Source organism: Sphingobium sp. TomTYG65 (assembly GCF_055395525.1).
The window spans coordinates 2363348-2384568 of record NZ_AP027330.1 but is presented as its reverse complement, the minus strand read 5'-3'; the positions used below and the strand labels follow the sequence as shown (position 1 = coordinate 2384568).

At 63.0% G+C, this 21221-nt stretch carries 21 protein-coding genes and 1 tRNA gene; 16 read left to right on the top strand and 6 right to left on the bottom strand.

Going from position 1 to position 21221, the window contains the following annotated elements:
• Positions 1-3: 3 nt before the first annotated feature.
• Positions 4-825 carry a pyruvate, water dikinase regulatory protein gene (locus ACZ5Y5_RS11760; RefSeq protein WP_464808804.1) on the bottom strand — a complete coding sequence of 274 codons (822 nt, stop codon included), beginning with the start codon at positions 823-825 and terminating at the stop codon, positions 4-6.
• Between the two features lie 287 nt (positions 826-1112).
• Between ACZ5Y5_RS11760 and hemE the strand changes: the two genes are divergently transcribed.
• Entirely contained in the window at positions 1113-2174 is a 1062-nt protein-coding gene (gene hemE / locus ACZ5Y5_RS11755) for a uroporphyrinogen decarboxylase (protein ID WP_464808803.1), read from the top strand.
• Positions 2174-2614, top strand: a complete 441-nt coding sequence (locus tag ACZ5Y5_RS11750; protein WP_464808802.1) for a CopD family protein — start codon at positions 2174-2176, stop codon at positions 2612-2614. Before hemE ends, ACZ5Y5_RS11750 begins: the two co-directional genes overlap by 1 nt.
• Positions 2615-2697: 83 nt before the next feature.
• Here the strand turns inward: ACZ5Y5_RS11750 and panC are convergent, their stop codons facing one another.
• Entirely contained in the window at positions 2698-3546 is an 849-nt protein-coding gene (panC, locus tag ACZ5Y5_RS11745) for a pantoate--beta-alanine ligase (RefSeq protein ID WP_464808801.1), read from the bottom strand.
• Between the two features lie 103 nt (positions 3547-3649).
• Between panC and ACZ5Y5_RS11740 the strand changes: the two genes are divergently transcribed.
• The 8 genes from ACZ5Y5_RS11740 to ACZ5Y5_RS11705 all read left to right on the top strand — a co-directional run bounded on the left by ACZ5Y5_RS11740 (position 3650) and on the right by ACZ5Y5_RS11705 (position 13588).
• Entirely contained in the window at positions 3650-4459 is an 810-nt protein-coding gene (locus tag ACZ5Y5_RS11740) for a division plane positioning ATPase MipZ (protein WP_464808800.1), read from the top strand.
• Positions 4459-4902, top strand: coding sequence for a J domain-containing protein (locus ACZ5Y5_RS11735; RefSeq protein WP_464808799.1), 444 nt, complete (start codon positions 4459-4461; stop codon positions 4900-4902). The genes ACZ5Y5_RS11740 and ACZ5Y5_RS11735 overlap by 1 nt, the downstream gene beginning before the upstream one ends.
• Positions 4903-4927: 25 nt before the next feature.
• Positions 4928-6295, top strand: coding sequence for a phosphoglucomutase/phosphomannomutase PgmG (pgmG, locus tag ACZ5Y5_RS11730; protein WP_464808798.1), 1368 nt, complete (start codon positions 4928-4930; stop codon positions 6293-6295).
• Between the two features lie 353 nt (positions 6296-6648).
• Positions 6649-7950 (top strand): OmpP1/FadL family transporter, encoded by a 1302-nt coding sequence (locus tag ACZ5Y5_RS11725; RefSeq protein ID WP_464808797.1) that lies wholly within the window; start codon positions 6649-6651, stop codon positions 7948-7950.
• Positions 7951-8001: 51 nt separating this feature from the next.
• On the top strand, positions 8002-9162 hold the full coding sequence (ispG, locus tag ACZ5Y5_RS11720; protein ID WP_464808796.1) for a flavodoxin-dependent (E)-4-hydroxy-3-methylbut-2-enyl-diphosphate synthase: 1161 nt from the start codon (positions 8002-8004) through the stop codon (positions 9160-9162).
• A 115-nt stretch (positions 9163-9277) separates the two neighbouring features.
• Positions 9278-10201, top strand: a complete 924-nt coding sequence (locus ACZ5Y5_RS11715; RefSeq protein ID WP_464808795.1) for a DMT family transporter — start codon at positions 9278-9280, stop codon at positions 10199-10201.
• Between the two features lie 150 nt (positions 10202-10351).
• Complete coding sequence (locus tag ACZ5Y5_RS11710) at positions 10352-12673, top strand: FtsK/SpoIIIE family DNA translocase (protein ID WP_464808794.1); 2322 nt, start codon at positions 10352-10354, stop codon at positions 12671-12673.
• Positions 12674-12949: 276 nt separating this feature from the next.
• Positions 12950-13588, top strand: coding sequence for a LolA family protein (locus tag ACZ5Y5_RS11705; RefSeq protein WP_464808793.1), 639 nt, complete (start codon positions 12950-12952; stop codon positions 13586-13588).
• Positions 13589-13848: 260 nt separating this feature from the next.
• Here the strand turns inward: ACZ5Y5_RS11705 and ACZ5Y5_RS11700 are convergent, their stop codons facing one another.
• On the bottom strand, positions 13849-14349 hold the full coding sequence (locus ACZ5Y5_RS11700) for an outer membrane protein assembly factor BamE (RefSeq protein ID WP_464808792.1): 501 nt from the start codon (positions 14347-14349) through the stop codon (positions 13849-13851).
• 141 nt (positions 14350-14490) lie between these two features.
• Here ACZ5Y5_RS11700 and ACZ5Y5_RS11695 point away from each other — a divergent pair, with 141 nt between their 5' ends.
• Genes ACZ5Y5_RS11695 through dinB form a run of 3 tightly spaced genes read left to right on the top strand, consistent with a single transcriptional unit; the run spans position 14491 to position 16665 of the window.
• On the top strand, positions 14491-15006 hold the full coding sequence (locus ACZ5Y5_RS11695; RefSeq protein ID WP_464808791.1) for a ubiquinol-cytochrome C chaperone family protein: 516 nt from the start codon (positions 14491-14493) through the stop codon (positions 15004-15006).
• Entirely contained in the window at positions 15003-15533 is a 531-nt protein-coding gene (locus ACZ5Y5_RS11690) for a YceD family protein (RefSeq protein ID WP_464808790.1), read from the top strand. The genes ACZ5Y5_RS11695 and ACZ5Y5_RS11690 overlap by 4 nt, the downstream gene beginning before the upstream one ends.
• A 52-nt stretch (positions 15534-15585) precedes the next feature.
• A complete protein-coding gene (gene dinB, locus ACZ5Y5_RS11685; protein ID WP_464808789.1) occupies positions 15586-16665 on the top strand; it encodes a DNA polymerase IV in 1080 nt (359 codons plus the stop codon).
• Positions 16666-16672: 7 nt separating this feature from the next.
• On the opposite strand, the gene ACZ5Y5_RS11680 is transcribed toward dinB, so the two are convergent.
• On the bottom strand, positions 16673-17470 hold the full coding sequence (locus ACZ5Y5_RS11680) for a DUF1134 domain-containing protein (RefSeq protein WP_464808788.1): 798 nt from the start codon (positions 17468-17470) through the stop codon (positions 16673-16675).
• A gap of 232 nt (positions 17471-17702) precedes the next feature.
• Between ACZ5Y5_RS11680 and ACZ5Y5_RS11675 the strand changes: the two genes are divergently transcribed.
• Positions 17703-17795, top strand: a tRNA-Ser gene (locus ACZ5Y5_RS11675).
• Positions 17796-17841: 46 nt separating this feature from the next.
• Here the strand turns inward: ACZ5Y5_RS11675 and ACZ5Y5_RS11670 are convergent.
• A complete protein-coding gene (locus ACZ5Y5_RS11670) occupies positions 17842-18822 on the bottom strand; it encodes a polysaccharide deacetylase family protein (RefSeq protein WP_464808787.1) in 981 nt (326 codons plus the stop codon).
• Positions 18823-18876: 54 nt separating this feature from the next.
• Positions 18877-19371: a flavin reductase family protein gene (locus ACZ5Y5_RS11665; protein ID WP_464808786.1), complete on the bottom strand. Its 495-nt coding sequence runs from the start codon at positions 19369-19371 to the stop codon at positions 18877-18879.
• Between the two features lie 162 nt (positions 19372-19533).
• On the opposite strand from ACZ5Y5_RS11665, the gene cofE reads away from it, so the two are divergent.
• Positions 19534-20292, top strand: a complete 759-nt coding sequence (cofE, locus tag ACZ5Y5_RS11660) for a coenzyme F420-0:L-glutamate ligase (protein ID WP_464808785.1) — start codon at positions 19534-19536, stop codon at positions 20290-20292.
• The gene (gene cofD, locus ACZ5Y5_RS11655) at positions 20289-21221 is read left to right on the top strand and encodes a 2-phospho-L-lactate transferase (RefSeq protein WP_464808784.1); all 933 of its coding nucleotides are present in this window, start codon (positions 20289-20291) and stop codon (positions 21219-21221) included. The genes cofE and cofD overlap by 4 nt, the downstream gene beginning before the upstream one ends.

Genomic DNA, 21221 nt, shown 5'->3' with positions numbered 1-21221 from the left:
GATTTACGCTCCTTCCGCCAGCACGCGGTCATTGAACAGGTTGATGATGGCGGCCGCCGCTTCCTCGATCGACCGGCGAGTCATGTCGATCACCGGCCAGCCATTGTCGGCGAACATGCGCCGGGCAAAGGCCAGCTCTTCCTGCACCTTTTCCAGATCGACATAGCTTGTCTCGGGCGCCTGGTTCAATGACAGCAGCCGGTTGCGGCGGATCTGCACCAACCGCTCGGGACTGACGGTCAGGCCAACGACCATCGGATGCTTCAAGGCAAACAGGCTGCGGGGCGGTGGAGACTGCACCACCAGCGGGATATTGGCCGTCTTGTACCCGCGATTGGCGAGATAGATGGAGGTCGGCGTCTTGGACGCGCGCGACACGCCCGCCAGGACGATATCGGCCTCCTCCCAATTTTCATGCCCCACTCCGTCATCATGGGCGATGGTGAACTGGATCGCCTCGATCCGCGCGAAATAGGCTTCGTCGAGAATATGTTTGCGTCCCGGACGATTGCGCGTTTCCTGACCTAATATGTTGGACAGCGCGTCGGTCACGCTATCGAGCGCCGCGACATGCGGCAGGCCGAGCGCACGGCAGCGCGTCTCCAGCCGCCGCCGCAGCTGATGATTGGACAGCGTGAAGAGGACGAGGCCCGGATTGGCGGCGATCTCCTCCATGATCCGGTCGAGATGGACATCGGACCGCACCATCGGCCAGAAATGGCGCACCGCCTCGACATTTTCGAAAGCGCCGATCGCCGCCTTGGCGATATTTTCCAGCGTTTCGCCGGTGGAGTCAGACAGCAGATGCAGGTGAATGCGCGACATGAGGCATATCTCTGTGGGGAGGCTGTGGATAAAGCAAGGGATAGCTTGTCGGCAAAACTACCCCTTTTGGGTAGCTCACATTAGCCGGAATCTTATCCACATACCCCCAACAGGCCGTCATTTTCATCCACAGCCTGTGGATAGCGTGGATGACTGGACTGAATCGGTTCGGAATCCGTGGACCCGAAGAGTCAAGCTGTTGGCAAATCGGGGCACAGCGCATAAACCCCGCTGCCAAGCGCCCTACTATCTCCATCATCCTTTTAAGAATCTAAATAAGAGAGTTTATGACGGGACCAGATGCCGGCCTTTCCGCCGGGACTTTCAAACCGCTGCTTTCCGTCCTCAAGGGTGATTGCCTCGCCGTCCCGCCCATGTGGCTGATGCGCCAGGCTGGCCGTTATTTGCCTGAATATCGCGCATTGCGGGCGCAGAAGGGCGGCTTCCTCGAACTGGTCTATGACAGCCCGGCCGCTGCCGAAGTCACGATCCAGCCGCTCCGCCGCTTCGGCTTTGACGGCGCGATCCTCTTTTCCGACATTTTGATCGTGCCCTATGCCATGGGCCAGGACCTCTGGTTCGAAACGGGGGAGGGGCCGCGTCTCGCCCCGATCCTCAGCGAAACCGACCTGTCGGCGCTCAAGCCCGACCTCAGCCGCTATGAGGCGATCTATGAGACGGTAAGGCAGGTGAAGGCAGCCATGGACCCGTCCGTCACTCTCCTTGGCTTTGCGGGCAGTCCCTGGACCATTTCCACCTATATGGTCGCAGGGCAGGGCAGCAAGGATCAGGGCGCGGCCCGGCGGCTTGCCTATCAGGACCCGGACCGCTTCGGCGCGATCATCGACGCGATCATCGAATCCACCGTCCTCTATCTCTCCGGCCAGATTCAGGCGGGCGTGGAGGCGGTGCAGCTGTTCGACAGTTGGGCAGGCAGCCTTGCCCCGCTCCAGTTCGAACGCTGGGTGATCGAACCCAACCGGCGGATCGTGGAGAAGCTCAAGGCGCTTCATCCCGGCGTTCCCATCATCGGCTTCCCCAAGGGCGCGGGCGCCAAGCTCGCCGATTATGCCGCGGGCACGGGCGTTGATGCGATCGGCGTTGATGAAACCATCGATCCGTATTGGGCCAACCGCGTCCTGCCCCAGGGCTTGCCGGTCCAGGGCAATCTTGATCCGCTGGCGCTCATTGCCGGGGGCAGGGCGGTCGAAGAGTCCGTCGACAACATCCGCGCGGCCTTTGCGGGCCGTCCGCATATCCTCAATCTCGGCCATGGCATCCTGCCCGACACGCCGATCGCGCATGTCGAGGCGTTGATTGCTTATGTAAGGCAAGGAAAGGAGAGCTGATGCCCTATCTCGGCGCTGCCTATCTGTGGGTGAAGGCCGCCCATCTGATCTTCGTCATCTTCCTGATGGCGGGCCTTTTCATGATGCCGCGCTTCTTCGTCTATCATCACCAGTGCCCTGTCGGATCGGACGAGGACAGGAAATGGATCGATCGGGAAGGGCGGCTGCTCAAGATCATCCTCAACCCTTCGCTCGTGCTGGTCTGGGTCTTCGGCCTCCTGCTGATGGTGGAAATCGGCGCCTGGAATTACGGTTGGTTCCACCTGAAGCTGCTCTTCGTCCTGGGCTTGTCCGCCTATCATGGCTGGATCGCAGGCTATGCGAAGAAGCTCGCCGCCGGTCAGCGCCCGATGAGCGAGAAGAAGCTTCGTTTGGTCAACGAAATCCCCGGCATCGCGGCCGCCGTCATCGTTGTCGCGGTGATCGTAAAGCCATTCTGACTCGCGTCATCCCGGCGGAAGCTGGGATCTCGTCAGGCGGGCTGGAACACCTGAGATTCCAGCTTCCGCTGGAATGACAAACGTCAGGTAACCGGCTCAACCGCGATATTATCGATAAGCCGGGTCCGCCCCAGCTTCGCCGCACCCAGCAGTCGCCCCCGGCGGTCCAATACGCTCATCGGCTCCAGCGTCACCGCGTCGCACAGCGTCACATAGTCTATCGGATCGAACCCATGCGCCGCCAGTATTGCGATCGCCTTGGCGAGCGCGGCCTCGACCGGCTCACCCTTCTCCATCTGCCGCGCCGCTTCGCCCAGCGCGCGGGGCAGGGCGAGTGCATCCTTGCGCTCATCCCCGGTCAGATAGGCGTTGCGGGAGGAGAGGGCGAGCCCATCCTCCGCCCGCTGTGTCGGCACGCCGATGATCTCCACCGGCAAATCCAGGTCCCGCACCATCTGCCGGATCGTGGCGAGCTGTTGATAATCCTTCTCGCCGAACAGCGCGACATGGGGCTGCACCTGGTTGAACAGCTTGGTGACGACTGTCGCCACGCCATCGAAATGCCCCGGCCGGGCCGCGCCATCCAGCCCCTCGGTCACGCCCGAAACGGAGATGTTGGTCGCATAGCCGGCCGGATACATGACCTCGGCGGTCGGCGCCCAGAGAATGTCCACACCCGCCGCCTGCAGCATCTGTGCGTCCTTCGCTTCCCGGCGCGGATAGCTGTCGAGATCCTCATTCGCTCCGAACTGCTTGGGATTGACGAAGATCGACACCACCACATGCCCGGCATGCCGCCGTGCTTCTTCCACAAGCGCCATATGCCCTTCATGCAGCGCCCCCATGGTCGGCACCAGCGCGAGCGGGCGTCCGTCGCTTTTCAACGCTTCGATGGCGGATCGCAGGGCTGGTAGGTCACGCAGGGTTTGCACGGGACGAGGGGCTCCGATATGGCAGCGAGGACGGGGAATATCCTGCTAAGGCACGACCCGACAATAGGGTCAAGAATCGTTGCGGCAATAAACGGGGTTATCAATGGGTCCGAACACCCAAACGCATCATATCGTCTTCGCCAATGAAAAGGGCGGGACCGGCAAATCGACCACGGCCGTGCACACCGCCATCGCGCTGACGGCGCTGGGGCACAAGGTCGGCATGATCGACCTCGACCCGCGTCAGCGCACCGTCACCCGCTATATGGAGAATCGGGGCGAGACCGCGCGCCGCCGCAGCATCGACCTGCCCATGCCCGATTTCGCCGTGCTGAAGGGCGATACGGTCGAAGCGCTGGAGGAAGAGGCCGCCGCCGTCGCCGAAGGCAAGGACTTCCTGATCGTCGATACGCCCGGCCGTGACGACGCCTTCGCCCGCCACATGGCCGCCCGCGCCAATACGCTGGTGACGCCGATGAACGACAGTTTCGTCGATTTCGACCTGATCGGCCAGGTGGACGCTGAAACCTTCAAGGTCCGCCGCCTGTCCTTCTATTCCGAACTCATCTTCGAAGCGCGCAAGACCCGCGCCAAGGCCGATGGCGTATCGATCGACTGGGTGGTGCTGCGCAACCGCGTCCAGCATCATGACGCCCGCAACAAGAAGCGCGTGGGCGACGCACTGATGGAACTGTCCCGCCGCGTCGGCTTTCGGGTGATTCCGGGCCTTTCCGAACGCGTCATCTTTCGCGAGCTGTTCCCCTCGGGCCTCACTTTGCTCGACAAGGGGCATCTGGGCGACCTTGGCGTCAGCCACATCGCCGCGCGGCAGGAGTTGCGGGAAATGGTCTCGGGCCTGGCGCTGCCCGCTCGGGAGGAAACCGTGCCGGTAGATCTGCTCGGCGCGGCCTGATGGGCCTCTTCGCCCTGCTTCTCATCGGCCTTGCAGGCTGGCTCATCTGGACGGGACGGTTGCAACGCATGAGTGCAAAGGATGGCATGGCTCTGGGCGCGGCGCTCGTCGGCGCCGTCATAGCCGCCAAGGGGAAACCGCTCGTCGGCGCGCCGCTGCTGGTCGGCGCAACGCTCTTCTTCTTCGCGCAGGGGCAGAAGGCAAAACCCGGCAAGCCCAAGGCGCAGGCCATTCCCCGGTCCGACGACATCGCAAAGGCGCGCGCGCTGCTGGGCGTCGGTCCCGATGCCGATAGCCGGGAAATTCGCGCCGCCCATCGCCGCCTGATCGCTTCGGTCCATCCTGACCGCGGTGGGACGGAGGCGCTCGCCGCCCAGATCAACGCCGCGCGCGACCTGCTTCTGGCGCAGCAGGCGGAAAGCGGCGCATCGCCCGGCAAATAGGCCCCCGGAAAGGAGAAGCGCCGTCATGGCCCATCATTTCCACCCCTCGCTTATGCGCGAATATGACATGCGCGGCGTCTTCGGCCGGACGCTGGGGGAGGAGGATGGCTATGCCGTCGGCCGCAGCTTTGGCACGATCGTCACCCGCAAGGGCGGATCACGGGTGGCTGTCGGCTATGATGGCCGGCTGAGTTCTCCGCCGCTGGAGTCCGGGCTGGTTCGCGGCCTGATCGACAGCGGCGTGGACGCCGTGCGCATCGGCATGGGGCCGACGCCCATGCTCTACTATGCCGAAAGCGTGCTGGATGTGGACGGCGGCATCCAGGTAACTGGCAGCCATAATCCCCGCGATCATAACGGCTTCAAGCTGGTGCTTGCCCATGAGCCCTTTTTTGGGGCCGACATTCTCCGCATGGGCGCGCTGGCGGCGGCTGGCGACTGGACGGAGGGCACTGGCAAAATCGAAAATATAGCCATGCTCGACCGCTATGCCGCCCGCCTGGTTCAGGGATTTGACGGCGCGGCCTGGCGCATCGGCTGGGATGCGGGCAACGGCGCAGCTGGCCCGATTGTCGAAAAGCTCGTCAAGCTGCTGCCTGGAGAGCATCTCACGCTCTTCACCCAGATAGACGGCAATTTTCCCAATCATCATCCTGACCCCACCGTTGAGCGGAATCTGGAGGATCTGCGGGCGCTTGTCCTCTCAAAAAAGCTCGATTTCGGACTAGCTTTCGACGGCGACGGCGACCGCATTGGCGTGATCGATGGCAAGGGACGGATCATCTGGGGCGACCAGCTCATCGCTCTCTTCGCCGAAGTGGTGCTCCAAAATCAGCCAGGCGCAACGATCGTCGCGGATGTGAAGGCCAGCCAGGCGCTGTTCGACCGGATCGCCGCTCTTGGTGGCCGCCCGCTCATGTGGAAAACCGGCCATAGCCTGATCAAGGCCAAAATGAAGGAGGTCGGCAGCCCATTGGGGGGCGAAATGACCGGGCATATCGTCTTTGCCGACGATTATCCCGGCTATGACGATGGCCTCTATGCCGCCGTGCGCCTGATCCGCGCCGTGACCAGCCTCAAGCGAAGCGTCACCGCCTCGCGCGACGTCATGCCCGACCTGCCGGCGACTCCGGAATTGCGTTTCCCGGTGCAGGAATCCCGCAAATTCGCACTGGTGGACGAGATTGTCGCTCGCTTGCGCGCCGCCGGAGCCCGTGTCGATGAGACCGATGGCGCGCGGGTGACGACGGAGGAGGGCTGGTGGCTGCTGCGCGCGTCGAACACGCAGGCGGAACTGGTCGCCCGAGCAGAAGGCTATGACCAGTCCGGGCTCGGCCGCCTGCTCGACCAGCTTTATTCGCAGTTGCGAGAATCAGGCGTGCCGCACGCCTGATTGGCCAGCTATCAGCAGTCCTAAAATGGCTGCTCAAATTTTTCCGTCGTCTAACCGGCTGTAATTCCCCTACGTAAAGCAAGCGATTTAGGGACGATTGCGCGAAACGCAATCAAGGCCGCTTTTTTCGCATTTGCAACAGATGCGAGTCACCCGCAAAAGGGACGGGCCTTTCAGGCATCCTCTCCTAAAAACTTTCACAGCCGTCCTCCGGGGCGGCTTTTTTTTTTGCCGGATCCCGCGCCTCTTCGCCCAACCGGAAATTAACCATATCGCTGCTAGCAGCTATCGGCGCTATAGCATTTGCGCGGCCCGGGGGGGCCGCCAAGACAAGTTAAAGAAGGGGGACTTCGATGCCTGTTAACCGCCGCGTTGCCGCGAATCTGTTATCCGCAGCGCTTCTTTCCGCGGTCCCTTTGCCAGCGTTCGCTGGGGGCTTCTACCTCCAGGAACAATCGCCCAAGGAAACGGGCAGGGCGCTGTCGGGCGGCGCTGCGGCGGCGGACGATCCTTCGACCGTCTATTTCAATCCTGCCGCCATGACCCAGTTGCCCGGCATCCAGACATCCTCTGGCGGCGTTCTGCTGCTCGCCACGGCGGGGCAGAAAAATCTCGGCACGACCCGCACCGTTCCCGGCTTGCCGGGTACGGTCGCGGTTTCCGGCAGCTCTGGCGGCGATCCGTTTGACAGCCTGATTCCTGTCCCCAGCTTCTATGCGACGGGCCAACTGACGGACAGGCTGTGGCTCGGTCTTGGCGTAACCGCGCCTTTCGGGCTGAAGCTCGAATATGCCAGCGATTTTTTCGGCCGCTATGACTCGCTCCATACCGACCTTAAAACCTATAATATTCAGCCATCGGCCGCCTATAAGCTGACGGATAGCCTTTCGATCGGCGGCGGCGTGGACGTGCAATATGCAAAGGTCACGCTCACCAACGCCTTGCCCAATCTGTCGCCGCTTGCTGCCGATGGATTGGCGCGGATCAAGGGGGATGATCTGTCGGTCGGCTGGAATGCGGGGCTCTTCTACACCAACGGCCAGACCAATATCGGCGTCCACTACCGCTCCGGCATGGATCATCGGATAGAGGGCAGTTCGACCATTTCCGGGCTACTCGGCCCGCTTTCGACCGCGAATGGAACCACGCCTGCCTCCGCGCCGCTACACCTGCCTGACATCGTCACGGTCAGCATGATGCACCGGCTGACGCCCCGCGCGCGCGCCATGCTGACGGCGCGCTGGTATAACTGGTCGGTCTTCCGCGACATCGCCATCGCATCGGGCACCGGCACATCGGTGAAGGAACTCCATTATCGCGACAGCTACAGCGTCAGCGCCGGGGGCGAATATGATGTGAATCCCGCGCTCACCCTGCGCGCGGGCGCCATGTTCGACCGCACACCCACCAATCCGCAATTTCTGACGACCCGCGTGCCCGATGGCGACCGCGCCTGGCTGTCGGGCGGCGCGACCTGGAACATGTCGCCCGCCTTGGCGCTCAACCTCAGCTACGCGCATAATTTCATCGAACAGGCGACCATTTTGCGCCCCGACCATTATTATTCGGGACCCGCCAGCGTCACTGCGACCACGCGCTCGCGGACCAGCGGCAATGTCGATCAGATCGCCGCATCGGTAACCGCGCGGTTTTAACTTCGCCGATGAATCACTATAGGGGCTCCATCAGCACGGAGCCCCTTTTTCATGTCCGATCATAATCCCGGCCTGCGTCCCTGGCGCGATATAGCCCGGCGGCAATCCCGCCAGATCATGGTCGGCAATGTGCCTGTGGGCGGTGGCGCGCCGGTCACGGTCCAGACCATGACCAATACGCCGACCCACGACGTCAAGGCGACAATCGATCAGATCCGTCGTTGCGAGGAAGTGGGCGTGGATATCATCCGCGTCTCCTGTCCTGACGAGGAATCGACCGCCGCGCTGAAGCAGATCGTCCGCGCCGCTCGCGTGCCGATCGTCGCGGACATTCATTTCCACTATAAGCGTGCGCTGGAAGCGGCAGATGCGGGCGCGGCCTGCCTACGCATAAACCCCGGCAACATCGGTTCGGAAGCGCGCGTCAAGGAAGTGGTGGATGCCGCCAAGGCCAATGGCTGCTCCATCCGGATCGGCGTCAATGCGGGCAGTCTCGAAAAGGACCTGCTTGAAAAATATGGCGAACCCTGTCCCGAGGCTCTGGTCGAAAGCGCGCTCGATCATATCAAGCTGCTGCAGGACCAGGATTTTCATGAATATAAGGTCGCGGTGAAGGCCAGCGACGTCTTCCTCGCCGTCGCTGCCTATATGCAGCTGGCCGAAGCGGTCGATTGTCCGCTGCATCTGGGCATCACCGAAGCGGGCGGCCTGATCGGCGGCACGGTGAAAAGCGCGATCGGCATCGGTAATCTTCTCTGGGCCGGAATCGGCGACACGATCCGCGTCTCCCTTTCGGCCGAACCGGAAGAGGAAGTGCGTGTCGGCTATGAGATATTGAAGTCGCTTGGCATCCGCACGCGTGGGGTCAAGGTCATCTCCTGCCCCAGCTGCGCACGGCAGGGTTTCGACGTCATCCGCACCGTGCAGGCGCTGGAGGAACGGCTCCAGCATATCCACACGCCTCTGTCGCTCTCCGTCCTCGGCTGCGTCGTCAACGGGCCCGGCGAAGCGCGCGAAACCGACATCGGCCTCACCGGCGGCGGCGCGGGCAAGCACATGGTCTATCTCTCCGGCCTTACCGATCATACCATCCAGGACGAAGGCATGATCGACCATATCGTCAACCTGGTCGAAGCCAAGGCAGCCGAGATCGAAGCCGCCAAGCTGGAAGCGGAAAGCACCGACGCGGGCAGGGCTGAAGCAGCGGAATAGGGCCTGCATGTCTCGTGCTCCTGCGAATGCACGAGCCTGGTTCAATCCGTGGGTTTAGGCTCCTGCCTTCGCAGGAGCACGCCGCGCTTCAGTCAGCTCGGGGTAATCAGGAAAAATGGCGCACTCCCGAAGCCTGGCGGTTCCCTTCACCATTTGCTGCGCGGCCGTGGCGATCTTTGCTATCATGGACGCGACGATGAAGGGGCTCAGTCTCTCCATCGGCCTCTTCAACGCCCTTTTCTGGCGCGCGCTGACCGGCAGTCTGCTGGGGATTGCGCTGATGCTGCTCACGCGCCAGCGCTGGCCTGCACCCGCCGTACTCCGCCTCCATCTCCTGCGCGGCAGCGTCGTCGCGCTGATGGCCAGCCTCTTCTTCTGGGCGCTCATGCGCCTTCCCCTTGCAGAAGCCATCGCTCTGTCCTTCATCGCCCCGCTGATCGCGCTTTATCTTGCCGCACTTCTGCTGGGGGAACGGATAGAGCGCGCCGCCATAATGGCGTCGCTGCTGGGTTTGCTCGGGGTTGGCGTCATCCTCTCCGGCCGGATGCAGGGAGACTATGACTGGAACGCGCTGCTCGGCGCGGCTGCTGTGCTGCTCTCCGCCGTCCTTTTCGCCTGGAACCTCATCCTTCAGCGGCAACAGGCGCAGCTGGCCTCTCCGGTGGAAGTCGCCTTCTTCCAGCATATCGTCATGTTCGCGCTGTTCGGTGTCTGCGCCCTTGCCGCGTCACTCATGCCGGGGCTGATGGCGCTGCGCCTCGATGTGCCTGAACTTCGCTCCTGGCTGCTGATCGCCATGGCCGCCGCGCTTGCCTTCACCTCTCTCGCGGCCTTCGCCTGGGCCTATGCGCGGGCGGAGGCTCAATATCTGATTCCCGTGGAATATACCGCGTTCATCTGGGCCGCGGTCATCGGCTGGCTGGCCTTTGGCGAACGGCTGACCCTTTCGACCATAGCCGGTGCGGCATTGATCGTCGCAGGTTGCCTGATCGCCGCGCGCACCCGGCGGCCGGTCGAAATGCATGAAGGAATTGCATAGCCCCGTCGCGCTCCCTTTCTCAAAATTCGCTCCAATTCGCCATTTCCTTCGTGGTTTCGACAAGACGAGCCGAAAAGCCGGACTCTTGACGGAGACTCCCCGCTCGGCGCATTGTGCCGGAACGGAACATTTGGGGGACATCTTAAGACCATGGCTGTCAGCCGCGGAGCCAAACGCACGCCGGAATGGCGCGAAATGCTGAAACGCAGCCTGATCCGCAGCGGCGCGCTGATCAGCGCGATCGCGCTGATGCTGGCGACGCTGTTTCTCGCCCTCGCGCTCCTGAGCTTCCGGCTCAGCGACCCGTCAATGATGACTGTCGCCGACAATCAGGTCCAGAACATCATGGGCTGGCCCGGCGCCTGGGTCTCCGCTTTCCTCTTCACCCTGCTCGGCGTCCCTGTCGCGCTGGTCCTGCCTCTGCTCGCGATCACCGCTCGCCGCCTTTGGGGCGATCAGGACATGACCGGTTGGAAGTCTCAGTTCGGCAAATGTTTCGGCGGCATCGCGCTGGTCGGCATCGCCCTTGCCATGTTCCAGCCCGACTCCCTCATAGACCTTCCGTCGGGATGGGGCGGCCTGCTCGGCCTCGCAACCGCCAACGGCGTGCGCAGCCTCACCGCTCAGGCGGGCGCCGCACAGGGCTGGATCACCGGCGTCCTCGTCGTGCTTGCTCTCATCGGCGGCCTCGCGCTCTGGTACCGCAGCCTCGCCCTCGAAAAGCCGATCATCGCTCTCCGCAGACCGTCCATGCCCAAGCTCGCCCTGCCGCGGCCGAGTTTCGCATTGGCGGGCGCTGGGGCCGCGACCGACATTGAGGATGAGGAAGACGTCGAGGACCGCGTCGTCGCCCCGCGCCGGACGGTCAGCAACGAACCCAAGCCGCCGATTACCATTCAGACGCCCAAGCCCGCGCCCACCCAACGCTCCATGGCTCCCGTCAGCCAGGACGACCTGTTCGGCAACAACTCCCTGCCCTCGCCAGACCTCCTCAATCCCATTCCCGCGAGTCAGGCGCAGAAGATCGACAAGGCCGCGCTTGAGCGTAACGCCCGGCTGCTTGAAAGCGTGCTCGACGATTTCCACGTCAAGGGCAATATTGTCGAAGTCCGCCCCGGCCCGGTCGTCACCATGTACGAGTTGGAGCCCGCGCCCGGCATCAAGGCGAGCCGCGTCATTGCGCTGGCCGATGACATCGCCCGCAACATGTCCGCCCTCTCGGCCCGCGTCGCAACCATTCCGGGCCGCACCGTCATCGGCATCGAGCTGCCCAACGCCAACCGCGAAGGCGTGTCCTTCCGCGAGCTGATCACCTCCGAACAGTTCGCGCAGAACGCCGCGTTGCCGATCATCCTGGGCAAGAATATCTCGGGCGAACCGATTATCGCGGACCTTGCGCCCATGCCGCACTTGCTGATTGCGGGCACCACCGGGTCGGGTAAGTCGGTTGGCCTCAACGCCATGATCCTGTCGTTGCTCTACCGCATGACGCCGGACCAGCTGCGCCTGATCATGATCGATCCCAAGATGCTGGAGCTGTCAACTTACGACGATATCCCGCATCTCCTCTCGCCGGTCGTTACCGAGCCCAGCAAGGCTATTCGCGCCCTTAAATGGGCGGTGGAGCAGATGGAGGATCGCTATCGCATGATGGCGTCCATCTCCGTTCGCAACCTTGCCAACTACAATGAAAAGGTTCGCGCCGCGAAGGCCAAGGGCAAGCCCTTGGGCCGTCGGGTCCAGACCGGCTATGATCCGGAAACCGGCAAGCCCATCTATGAAGAGGAACAGCTCGATTTCCAGCCGCTGCCGCAGATCGTGGTGGTGGTGGACGAGTTGGCTGACCTGATGATGACGGCGGGCAAGGAAGTCGAATTCCTGATTCAGCGCCTTGCGCAAAAGGCCCGCGCCGCCGGCATCCACCTGATCCTCGCGACCCAGCGCCCGTCGGTCGATGTCATCACCGGCGTCATCAAGGCGAACCTGCCGACTCGCATCAGCTTCTTCGTGACCAGCAAGATCGACAGCCGCACCATTCTGGGCGAGCAGGGCGCCGAGCAATTGCTGGGGAAGGGGGACATGCTCTACATGCACGGCGGCAAGGGCTTGATGCGCGTGCACGGACCGTTCGTGTCGGACGATGAAGTGCGGGTTGTCGCCGACCATTGGCGCGCGCAGGGCCAGCCCGACTATATCGCCGCAGTGACCGAGGAACCGGAAGAAGGCAGCTTCGCACTCGACGGAGTGGACCTGGGCGACGACAGCCCCGACGCGCAGCTATTCCGCAAGGCGTGCCAGCTCGTCTTCGAAAATCAAAAGGCTTCAACCAGCTGGCTTCAGCGCCAGCTTCGCGTTGGCTACAACAGCGCTGCCCGTCTTATCGAACGGATGGAAGAGGAAGGACTGGTAGGGCCGCCCAACCATGTCGGTCGCCGCGAGGTATTGCGCGACGAGAATGGCAACCCGCTTTGATCACGATTGCATCCAATGCAATCGCCTTCGTGTTCTACGCATTTGTCAAAAGGATCGGCACCGTTCAATAAGGGCGTGCCTTTCAGGCATCCTCTCCTAAAAACTTTCCAGGCTGGTCTTCGGACCGGCCTTTTTTTTGGTCTCGCACGTTCTTACACCCGGCGAGTGGCCGCGCTTGGCTGTCGCAGTAGCTTGCCGGTCCAGGAACGCATCAGTTCACAATGGGTTCAATGGTTCATCCCTATTCTTGAACCCCAACAAAGCGGAGAAGAATGCATGAAGCGCCTGGTTGCGCCCCTTGTCCTGGCTCTTGCCGCCGCGCCACTGGCGAACCTCGCTGCTCCTCTACAGGCGCAGCAAAGCCAGTCCGGTCTTGAGCAGGTGAACGCTTATATCCGCGGCGTCACGACCATGACGGCGGACTTCACTCAGACTGACCGCAACGGCCAGGCCCTTACGGGCAAGCTTACGATCAAGCAGCCGGGCAAGGTCCGCTTCCAATATCAAAAGGGCGTACCGCTGCTGATCGTTGGCGACGGCAGGGCGCTGACCATGATCGACTATGAAGTGCGCCAAGTGCAGCGCTGGCCGATTGGCAGCTCGCCGCTTGGCGCTCTGCTCGATCCGAAGAAGGATTTGTCGCGCTATGGCAAGTTGATCCAGACCGGCGACCCCAAGGTACTGAGCGTGCAGGCCCGCGATCCGAAACGGCCTGAATTCGGCACCATCACCATGATCTTTCAGCGCGATCCGTCTGGCCCGGCTGGTCTGCAGCTTTACGGCTGGGTGGCGCTGGATTCGCAGAATAACCGCACCACCGTGAGGCTGTCGAACCAGCGCTACGGCGTCGCGGTTGCGGATTCGGCTTTCCGCTGGAACGATCCGCGGCCCAAGGGGCGCGCCGCCGGGGGATGAATTGAGTCTGGCGTGAGATGGACGGATTTGCGGTTAATCTTGTTCATCTTGGGCTCATATCCGAAGCCCTAATAAGGACTCCACGGCGCGAGACGAAGACCGGGATTTCCCCCCTGTTACCCGGAACCCCGCTCTCGCCGCAAAGCGCTTAAAGGGCGCGATCGAGACCCCCGTTCCATGCCCCCGGAGCGGGGGTCTTACCTTTTGAGCAGTTGGCTATGACCAGCGCGCGGTGAGGAAAGCCTCTACCGGCCCAGGCGTCAGCTGCCGTTGGGCCCGCCGCCGGTATTGCTGCCACCGCCAGCGCCACCCATGCCGCCAGCGCCGACCGCGCCGATATTACCGAAGATTTCGTCGAACAGGCTACGATGGCGGCCCAGCGTGGGCGTCTTGTCGCCAGAGGGTGAGATTTTCGCGACCTGCTCGAGACCCATGCGGTCGACTGCAACGACATTGCCTGCAGCATCGAAGCGGACATGCAGAATGGTCTGCGCGGAAGGCTTGGGGTTGGAGAAGGCCAGCGCGCGCATGTCGCGCGACACATAATACCAGTCCTGGTCGCCGAACTGCGCCGTGAAGCTGGGACGGCCCAGCGTGCCTTCGACCGATGCCCGATTGTCGATGCCGGGCTGGATCGAATCGACCAGCAGCTTGTCCACCTGATATCCCTGATGGGTGCGGATACGCGTGCAGCCCGATGCGCTCAGGACAAGCGCGCCAAGGCCGACGGCTAGCAACAGATGTCGGCTGAACAGACGCATGAACTTCTCCTGCCGGGACGGGCCCCGGAAAACGCGAAAACCAAAGCCGCCATTGCATCGCGCGGCCCGGCGATCAATATGGAAATGCGCGAGCCCCGGCAAGGGGGCCTCCGCTCCGTTCAGCCAGGAAACCGCTTCGTCATGCCCAACCTCTTTCAGCGTCTGTTCGCGCGCACCGATCCCAAGGACGCGATGCAGCCGCTCTATCAGGCCATCGTTCATGAAGGCCGTCAGCCACACTGGTATCTGGAAGGCCAGGTTTCCGACACGATCGACGGCAGGTTCGACATGATCGTCGCCATATTGGCGCAGGTGCTGATGCGGCTGGAGGAATTGGGCGCGGCACAGGAAAGCGTATGGCTGACTGAATTGTTCGTCGATGACATGGATGGCCAGCTTCGGCAGGAAGGCATTGGCGATGTGGTGGTCGGCAAGCATATTGGCCGGATGGTGAGCGCTCTGGGCGGCCGGTTGTCGGCTTACCGCGCGGCGCTTTCAGGGGAAGCAGAACTGCGGGAAGCGCTGGTGCGCAACCTTTATCGCGGGGCGGCGCCGACGGAGGACGCCATTACCCATGTGGAGTCCCGCCTGCGGACACGCTGGGTTCGGCTTGGCGCGCTGTCGCAGGACGCGCTGCTGACAGGAGATCTTGGATGAGCAGTCCGGCGCCTGAATTTTCGCGGCCGATCCGCGCCGATCAGATCGCCCGCTATGCGCAGGGCGTCACCATCACCGCCGATGCCGGCGAGCGTGAAGCTCTGGCGCGGCGCTTCAACCTGCTCGCACTCGACCGGCTGGAGGCAGACTACGCCCTCAGCGAGGAAAATGGCGCGGTCGTGGCGCGTGGCCGGGTTCGCGCCGAACTGGCTCAGCCCTGCGTCGCCACCGGCGCTGCCGTGCCGGAGAAGATCGACACTGATTTCATGCTGCGTTTCGTCGAGGAGAGCGACGAAGCGGCGGAAGGCGATGAATTGGAGATCGATTCGGAGGATTGCGACGTGATCGGCTATGATGGGCAGATGATCGACATGGGCGAAGCCGTCGCCGAAACGATGGCGCTGGCGATGACGCCTTATCCCCGCTCGCCCGACGCCGACAGCTTTCTTCAAGAAGCGGGCGTGTTGAGTGAGGAACAGGCGAGCCCCTTTGCCGCCTTATTATCGCTCAAGGACAAGAAGGCCTGATCCCCCGGCTCCGCGTTTCTCTTTCGTTCCTGCTATGGCATAAAGCCGCGCCATGGAGACCCCGCCGCGCAAGATCATCCATATCGACATGGATGCCTTTTATGCGTCGGTCGAACAGCGAGATGATCCTGAATTGCGGGGCAAGCCGATCGCGGTCGGTGGTGGAGGCCCACGTGGCGTGGTGGCGACCGCCAGCTATGAAGCGCGCGTCTTTGGCGTGAAGTCGGCGATGCCCGGCGCGCGCGCACGGCGGCTTTGCCCACAGCTGCTGTTCGTGAAACCGCGCTTCGATGCTTACCGGGCCGTCTCGGCGCAGGTGCGTGAGATTTTCGCCCGCTTCACCGACATTATTCAGCCGCTCTCGCTCGACGAAGCTTATCTGGATGTTACCGTCGACAAGATCGGCATATCCTCTGCGACCAGGATCGCCGAGGAAATCAGGCGGATGATCCGGGAAGAGACCGGCCTTACCGCTTCTGCGGGCGTGTCTTACAACAAACTCATCGCCAAGCTCGCATCGGACCAGAACAAGCCTGACGGCATTTGTGTGGTCCGACCCGGCGAAGGCGCAGACTTCATGGCGAAGATGCCGGTCCGGCGCATCCATGGCGTGGGGCCCGTCACTGCGCAGCGGATGCACGCTTTGGGAATAGAAACCGGCGCGGACCTCCGGGCGCGTGACCTCCCTTTCCTGCAGCAGCATTTCGGCAGCGCCGCCCCCTTCTATTATCGTGCAGCGCGCGGCGAGGATGACAGGCCGGTGCATGAGCGGCAGGAGCGCAAGTCGGTGAGCGTCGAAGATACCTTCTTCGACGATCTCATCACTCAGGATGCGTTGGTCGCGGAGATCGACCGGATCGCACAAAGCTTGTGGAGCAGGATAGAGAAAAGCGGCGCCTATGGCAGGACCGTGGTGTTGAAGATCAAGTTCGCGGATTTCCGGATCATCACCCGGTCCAGGAGCCTTCCTACCCCGGTGCGGTCGCCTGAACTGCTGGCGGAAACGGGGCGCGCGCTGCTGATCGCCCAGCTGCCGCTACGCATGGGCGCGCGGCTGCTTGGGCTGGGCGTCCACAACCTCGATGCGGAGGAAGATGCAGAAGCGGGACAGCAGCTCAGCTTCCCGCTCTGACCGGGGCTCAGAAAGGCAGCCAGTTCCGTTTTTCGGTGAACTTCATATAACCGGCATTGACGCCCAGACGGTAACCTACGCCCAGGCGGATGGGGATCAGCACGACGCTGCCCCAGCGCAGATAGCTGGCGGTGAATCCGCCCACCAGATAGGCCGTGCCCTCGGCGGCAGGGAAGCGGTGATACAGGTCCTGCGTGTCGTAGAGATTATAGACGAGGACGAAGGTATTGGCGGCATTGCCGCCCACATCGAAACCGATCGAAGGACCGGTCCAATAGACCTGGCGGCGGCCTTCGACCTTATGGTTGAGCGTGCCCGATCCGTAGCGCAGGCCGACCACGAACGCGCCCGAGGCTTCGCGCCCGGCAATATAGGCGTTGGGACGGCCCTGATCCTTCAGAATCTTCTCGATCATGCCGGCAAGTCCTTCGGCGCCCTTGCCGAAAACGCCCTCGGCCGCGCCGATCAGGTCATCTTCCTGATAGGATTCGGCTGGAGAGAGCGCAGCGGGCGGCGAACTGGCGGTGACCGGAGCGCCGGTGGCAGTGCCGTCTTGCGTGGCGGGAAGAGGCGCGTCCTGTGCAGTGGTGCTTGAGGGTGGCACACTGCTATCGACGCCGGGATCGGTTGGGGTGCTGTTCGACGGCGGGACAGGGGCAAGATCAGCATCGATCGCCGTGTTGGGATCGACCGTGCGCACCTGCGCCTGCCCAGCGACCGGCGTCAGCGCCACGGCAGCTGCCACGAACGCCCATGTGCCGCTCCGCGTCAGGCGGACCGTCATCCGCTTTACCATCCCGATCATGCCTGCAACTCCCCGAATTCCCGCTCTTCAACCATCTGTCAGATTATCGGATGGCAAGCTGAAACGACAATGAACGAACGGCGACCCGAGTCGATTCCGGGCTGGAACGAATCCGATGGGCAGAATTGAGAGAATTTCGTGGCATAGACCCGTTGCCTTGCGCGAAAGCCGCCGTTATAGCGCTTCTCGCCTAGCCGCTGTCCCGCCCCAAGCGGGCGTTCAGGCCATGTTTGGAGACGTGGGTGAGTGGCTGAAACCAACGGTTTGCTAAACCGTCGTACTGGTAAATCCGGTACCGAGGGTTCGAATCCCTCCGTCTCCGCCACCCTTCTCATTATCATCGATCCAGCTTCGGCTGCTGCCGACCGGTGTTAGGCGGGAATCAGCCGTCTTTCGTATCGCCAGCTTGCCCATAGCTGTTGCGCCATGCGGCCGGCGGTCCGCATGCGGTTGGGTGGAACTCGGGTGGGCAGCGGGATCGGATCGGTGGCGAGCGTGGGCGGCAGGTTGCGAAAGCCGCAGACGCGCACATCGGGTATTTCGGATGCTTGCCGACAAAGGGCGGTAAAGCGGCGCATCACGGCGTGATTGGGCCGTTGCCGGTCGCGGGATAGCATCTCGAAACTGTGGGTGACGACGACAAAGGCCAAATGTTGCTCCCGTACGGCATGGCTCAGCCCCATGCGCATTTCCCCGGCTGACATGGCGCAGATCTGAGCGGGACGGAAGCCGCCGGGGCGATCGACGATGCCGGACACCGGCAGCTCGGACACGCCGAACCGGTGCGAAGGGCCGACCTGGTCACGCGCGCCGCTGATGTGGCAGCCATAGCGATGATAGGCGGGATTGACGCTGCTGTCCCATGCGATGCCCAGCGTCGCGAGCGCCCGCAGAGTGTCATCATTGGCGCCAAAATTGCCCGCCCTGAAGGCGGTAATGGCAGGCGCGCCTGCCTCCTCCAGCAAATCCTGCCCCAAGCGCAGCAGGGCCATTTGATCATCCAAATGGAAGTCGCCGATGTTGCGGCCTTGCCGCCCCCCAACAGGAGAGCTGGACGCCCAGCGCAGCCATTCGCTGTGGATATGCAGCTGCACCTCATGACCGCGTCGGGCGATCTCGGCCACGATAGGCTTCAGAAAGTCGATCCCATGGACCAGGGCGGGCATCGGATCGACGAAGAACACGCCCCTTAGGCCATGGCGTTCCAACTCATCCATTTGCCAGCCGATGCCATAGGCGCGGCCCTGCGCGTGCCCCCATATCGAAGAGCGGATATTGTCGTCCAGCGCAACGCCGCGCTCATGGAAGAGCGCGGATATTTCCGTGTCTATGGTGATGAGCAAGGCCGTCATGACCGGACTGCCTTAACCAACCCGTGTTAAGGAGCGGTAACGGGGCCGTCCATGTCATGCGAGATGGGCGAACTCGCCATAGGCGCCCTGGAAGAAGAGCAAGGGCTTATCCGGCCGGTCGACTTCCAACGCCTTGACCCGCCCAAGGACGATATAATGGTCGCCTGCCTCATGCACCGCTTCCAGCGTGCAATCTATCCAGGCGACGACGCCGTCCAGAATTGGCGAGCCAAGGAAGGACACGCGGTGCGCCACGCCCGCGAACTTGTCCGCGCCCTTGGCTGAGAATTGGCGGCACAGCAGTTGCTGGTCGCTCGCCAACACGTTCACGCAGAAGCGGCCCGCCTGCTCGATCCGGGGCCAGCTGCTGGACGACTTGGCGGGAAAGAAGGCCACCAGCGGCGGATCGAGGGAAACAGAGGTGAAGGAGCCCACCACCATGCCGGTAGGACCGTCCTGATCAACGGCGGTCACGACGCACACACCCGTCGGATAATGGCCCAGCACGCGCCGGAAGGTGGCGCTGTCAAATTCTACGGCGTCTGTCATGGCTGGTCTTTCCGAGAGTCGGGACTGGAATGAACGTTCATATTGACTGTTCGCGCCTTGCTTTCCGGCTGGCAAGGAAAACCGTGCTGTCGGCCATTAGCCGCTGTCGATTCCGCCGATACAGCGGCTACCCACCAGAGCCCGCGCGCGTTACAGCGCGCTATGATTGCGATTCATCCGCTGGCTGGCATGCCGGAGATATCGGCCGGTGACGATCTGGCGAAGCTGCTGCGGCAGGCGCTGGAGGCTGCGGGGCTTTGGCCCGTGCACCAGGGTGACGTGCTGGTCGTCACCCAGAAGATTCTGTCCAAGGCCGAAGGCCGCATGATCGATCTGGACGCGGTGCAGCCCAGCCCGGGCGCGCTGGAGCTGGCAAAGACGACGCGCAAGGATGCGCGGCTGGTGGAGTTAGTGCTGCAGGAGAGCAGCGCGGTCGTCCGCGCCGTGCCCCATGTGCTGATCACTCGCCATCGGCTGGGGCATGTGATGGCGAACAGCGGCATTGACCGGTCAAATATCGGGCCGGGGGGATCGGAGCGCGCGCTGCTGCTGCCGGTCGATCCTGATGGGTCAGCGGCAGGGCTGAGCGAGGCGCTTGCAGGGGATGATGGGATCGCGCCAGCGGTCGTCATATCCGACAGCTTCGGACGCCCTTGGCGATATGGTGTGGTTGGCGTGGCGATCGGCTCAGCCGGCTTGCCTGCGTTGGTAGATCGCCGGGGTGAGGAGGACCGGGACGGTCGCCGGCTGGAGGTGACCCAGATCGCGCTGGCCGACCAGATTGCCACGGCGGCGGCGCTAGCCACTGGCGAGGGAGCAGAAGGCATACCCGCAGTGCTGATCCGCGGCTTGCCGCTGCCTGATGGCGACGCGCCCGCCATTGCGCTGGTGCGTCCGCTGGAAGAGGACCTGTTCCGATGAGTCGCATCGTCGTCCTGACCGGAGGCGTAGGCGGAGCCAAATTGGTGCTGGGGCTCATGCGGGTGTGCCCACCGCAGAATATCACGGCCATCGTCAATACGGGCGACGATTTCCGCCATCTGGGGCTGGCGGTTTCGCCAGATATCGACACGCTTCTCTACACGCTCTCCGGCAAGTCCAACTCCGCGCAGGGATGGGGCCGTGAAGGCGAAAGCTGGAGCTTCATGGATGTGCTGAAGTCGCTCGGCGGCGAGGATTGGTTCCTACTGGGCGATGGCGATCTGGCGCTCCATGTGCTGCGCTCGCACCTGCTGGCGAATGGGGAAACATTGAGCGCCGTTACCGCGCGCTTCGCAGCGGCCTGGGGGCTCGGCCTAACCATCCTGCCGATGAGCGATGACCCGGTCGCCACTCACTTGATGACCGATGAAGGCGACTTGCCCTTCCAGCGCTATTTCGTCCAACGCCGCTGCGAACCGGCCGTGCAGGCGATCCGTTTTGAAGGTGCGGAGCGCGCGCTGCCCGCGCCGGGCGTGATCAAGGCAATCAGCGATCCGGCGACCCGCGTCATCTTGATCGCGCCGTCCAATCCCTGGCTGAGCGTCGATCCGGTTCTCGCTGTGCCTGGAATCAGAGAGGCGCTGGCGGCCGCCAAGGCGCCAGTCGTGGCCGTCTCCCCCATTGTTGGCGGGCAAGCGGTAAAGGGGCCGACCGCGAAGCTGATGGCCGAACTGGGGCTGGCCATCACCAACCAAAGCATTGCCGCCCATTATGCGGGGGTAATCGACGGGCTGCTGGTCGATGAACGGGACGATGCGGCGGACCTTTCCATTGCCCATGACGTCACCGACACCTTGATGAAGACGATGGAGGATCGGGAGAGGGTCGCGCGCGCCGCACTGGCGCTGGCGGACCGGATCGCCGGTTGA

Excerpts from the sequence above, each read along its gene's own strand:
- ACZ5Y5_RS11760 (WP_464808804.1), bottom strand. The coding sequence starts at position 825 with ATGTCGCGCATTCACCTGCATCTGCTGTCTGACTCCACCGGCGAAACG.
- hemE (WP_464808803.1), top strand. The coding sequence starts at position 1,113 with ATGACGGGACCAGATGCCGGCCTTTCCGCCGGGACTTTCAAACCGCTG.
- ACZ5Y5_RS11750 (WP_464808802.1), top strand. The coding sequence starts at position 2,174 with ATGCCCTATCTCGGCGCTGCCTATCTGTGGGTGAAGGCCGCCCATCTG.
- ACZ5Y5_RS11740 (WP_464808800.1), top strand. The coding sequence starts at position 3,650 with ATGGGTCCGAACACCCAAACGCATCATATCGTCTTCGCCAATGAAAAG.
- ACZ5Y5_RS11735 (WP_464808799.1), top strand. The coding sequence starts at position 4,459 with ATGGGCCTCTTCGCCCTGCTTCTCATCGGCCTTGCAGGCTGGCTCATC.
- pgmG (WP_464808798.1), top strand. The coding sequence starts at position 4,928 with ATGGCCCATCATTTCCACCCCTCGCTTATGCGCGAATATGACATGCGC.
- ACZ5Y5_RS11725 (WP_464808797.1), top strand. The coding sequence starts at position 6,649 with ATGCCTGTTAACCGCCGCGTTGCCGCGAATCTGTTATCCGCAGCGCTT.
- ispG (WP_464808796.1), top strand. The coding sequence starts at position 8,002 with ATGTCCGATCATAATCCCGGCCTGCGTCCCTGGCGCGATATAGCCCGG.
- ACZ5Y5_RS11715 (WP_464808795.1), top strand. The coding sequence starts at position 9,278 with ATGGCGCACTCCCGAAGCCTGGCGGTTCCCTTCACCATTTGCTGCGCG.
- ACZ5Y5_RS11710 (WP_464808794.1), top strand. The coding sequence starts at position 10,352 with ATGGCTGTCAGCCGCGGAGCCAAACGCACGCCGGAATGGCGCGAAATG.
- ACZ5Y5_RS11705 (WP_464808793.1), top strand. The coding sequence starts at position 12,950 with ATGAAGCGCCTGGTTGCGCCCCTTGTCCTGGCTCTTGCCGCCGCGCCA.
- ACZ5Y5_RS11700 (WP_464808792.1), bottom strand. The coding sequence starts at position 14,349 with ATGCGTCTGTTCAGCCGACATCTGTTGCTAGCCGTCGGCCTTGGCGCG.
- ACZ5Y5_RS11695 (WP_464808791.1), top strand. The coding sequence starts at position 14,491 with ATGCCCAACCTCTTTCAGCGTCTGTTCGCGCGCACCGATCCCAAGGAC.
- ACZ5Y5_RS11690 (WP_464808790.1), top strand. The coding sequence starts at position 15,003 with ATGAGCAGTCCGGCGCCTGAATTTTCGCGGCCGATCCGCGCCGATCAG.
- dinB (WP_464808789.1), top strand. The coding sequence starts at position 15,586 with ATGGAGACCCCGCCGCGCAAGATCATCCATATCGACATGGATGCCTTT.
- ACZ5Y5_RS11680 (WP_464808788.1), bottom strand. The coding sequence starts at position 17,470 with ATGATCGGGATGGTAAAGCGGATGACGGTCCGCCTGACGCGGAGCGGC.
- ACZ5Y5_RS11670 (WP_464808787.1), bottom strand. The coding sequence starts at position 18,822 with ATGACGGCCTTGCTCATCACCATAGACACGGAAATATCCGCGCTCTTC.
- ACZ5Y5_RS11665 (WP_464808786.1), bottom strand. The coding sequence starts at position 19,371 with ATGACAGACGCCGTAGAATTTGACAGCGCCACCTTCCGGCGCGTGCTG.
- cofE (WP_464808785.1), top strand. The coding sequence starts at position 19,534 with ATGATTGCGATTCATCCGCTGGCTGGCATGCCGGAGATATCGGCCGGT.
- cofD (WP_464808784.1), top strand. The coding sequence starts at position 20,289 with ATGAGTCGCATCGTCGTCCTGACCGGAGGCGTAGGCGGAGCCAAATTG.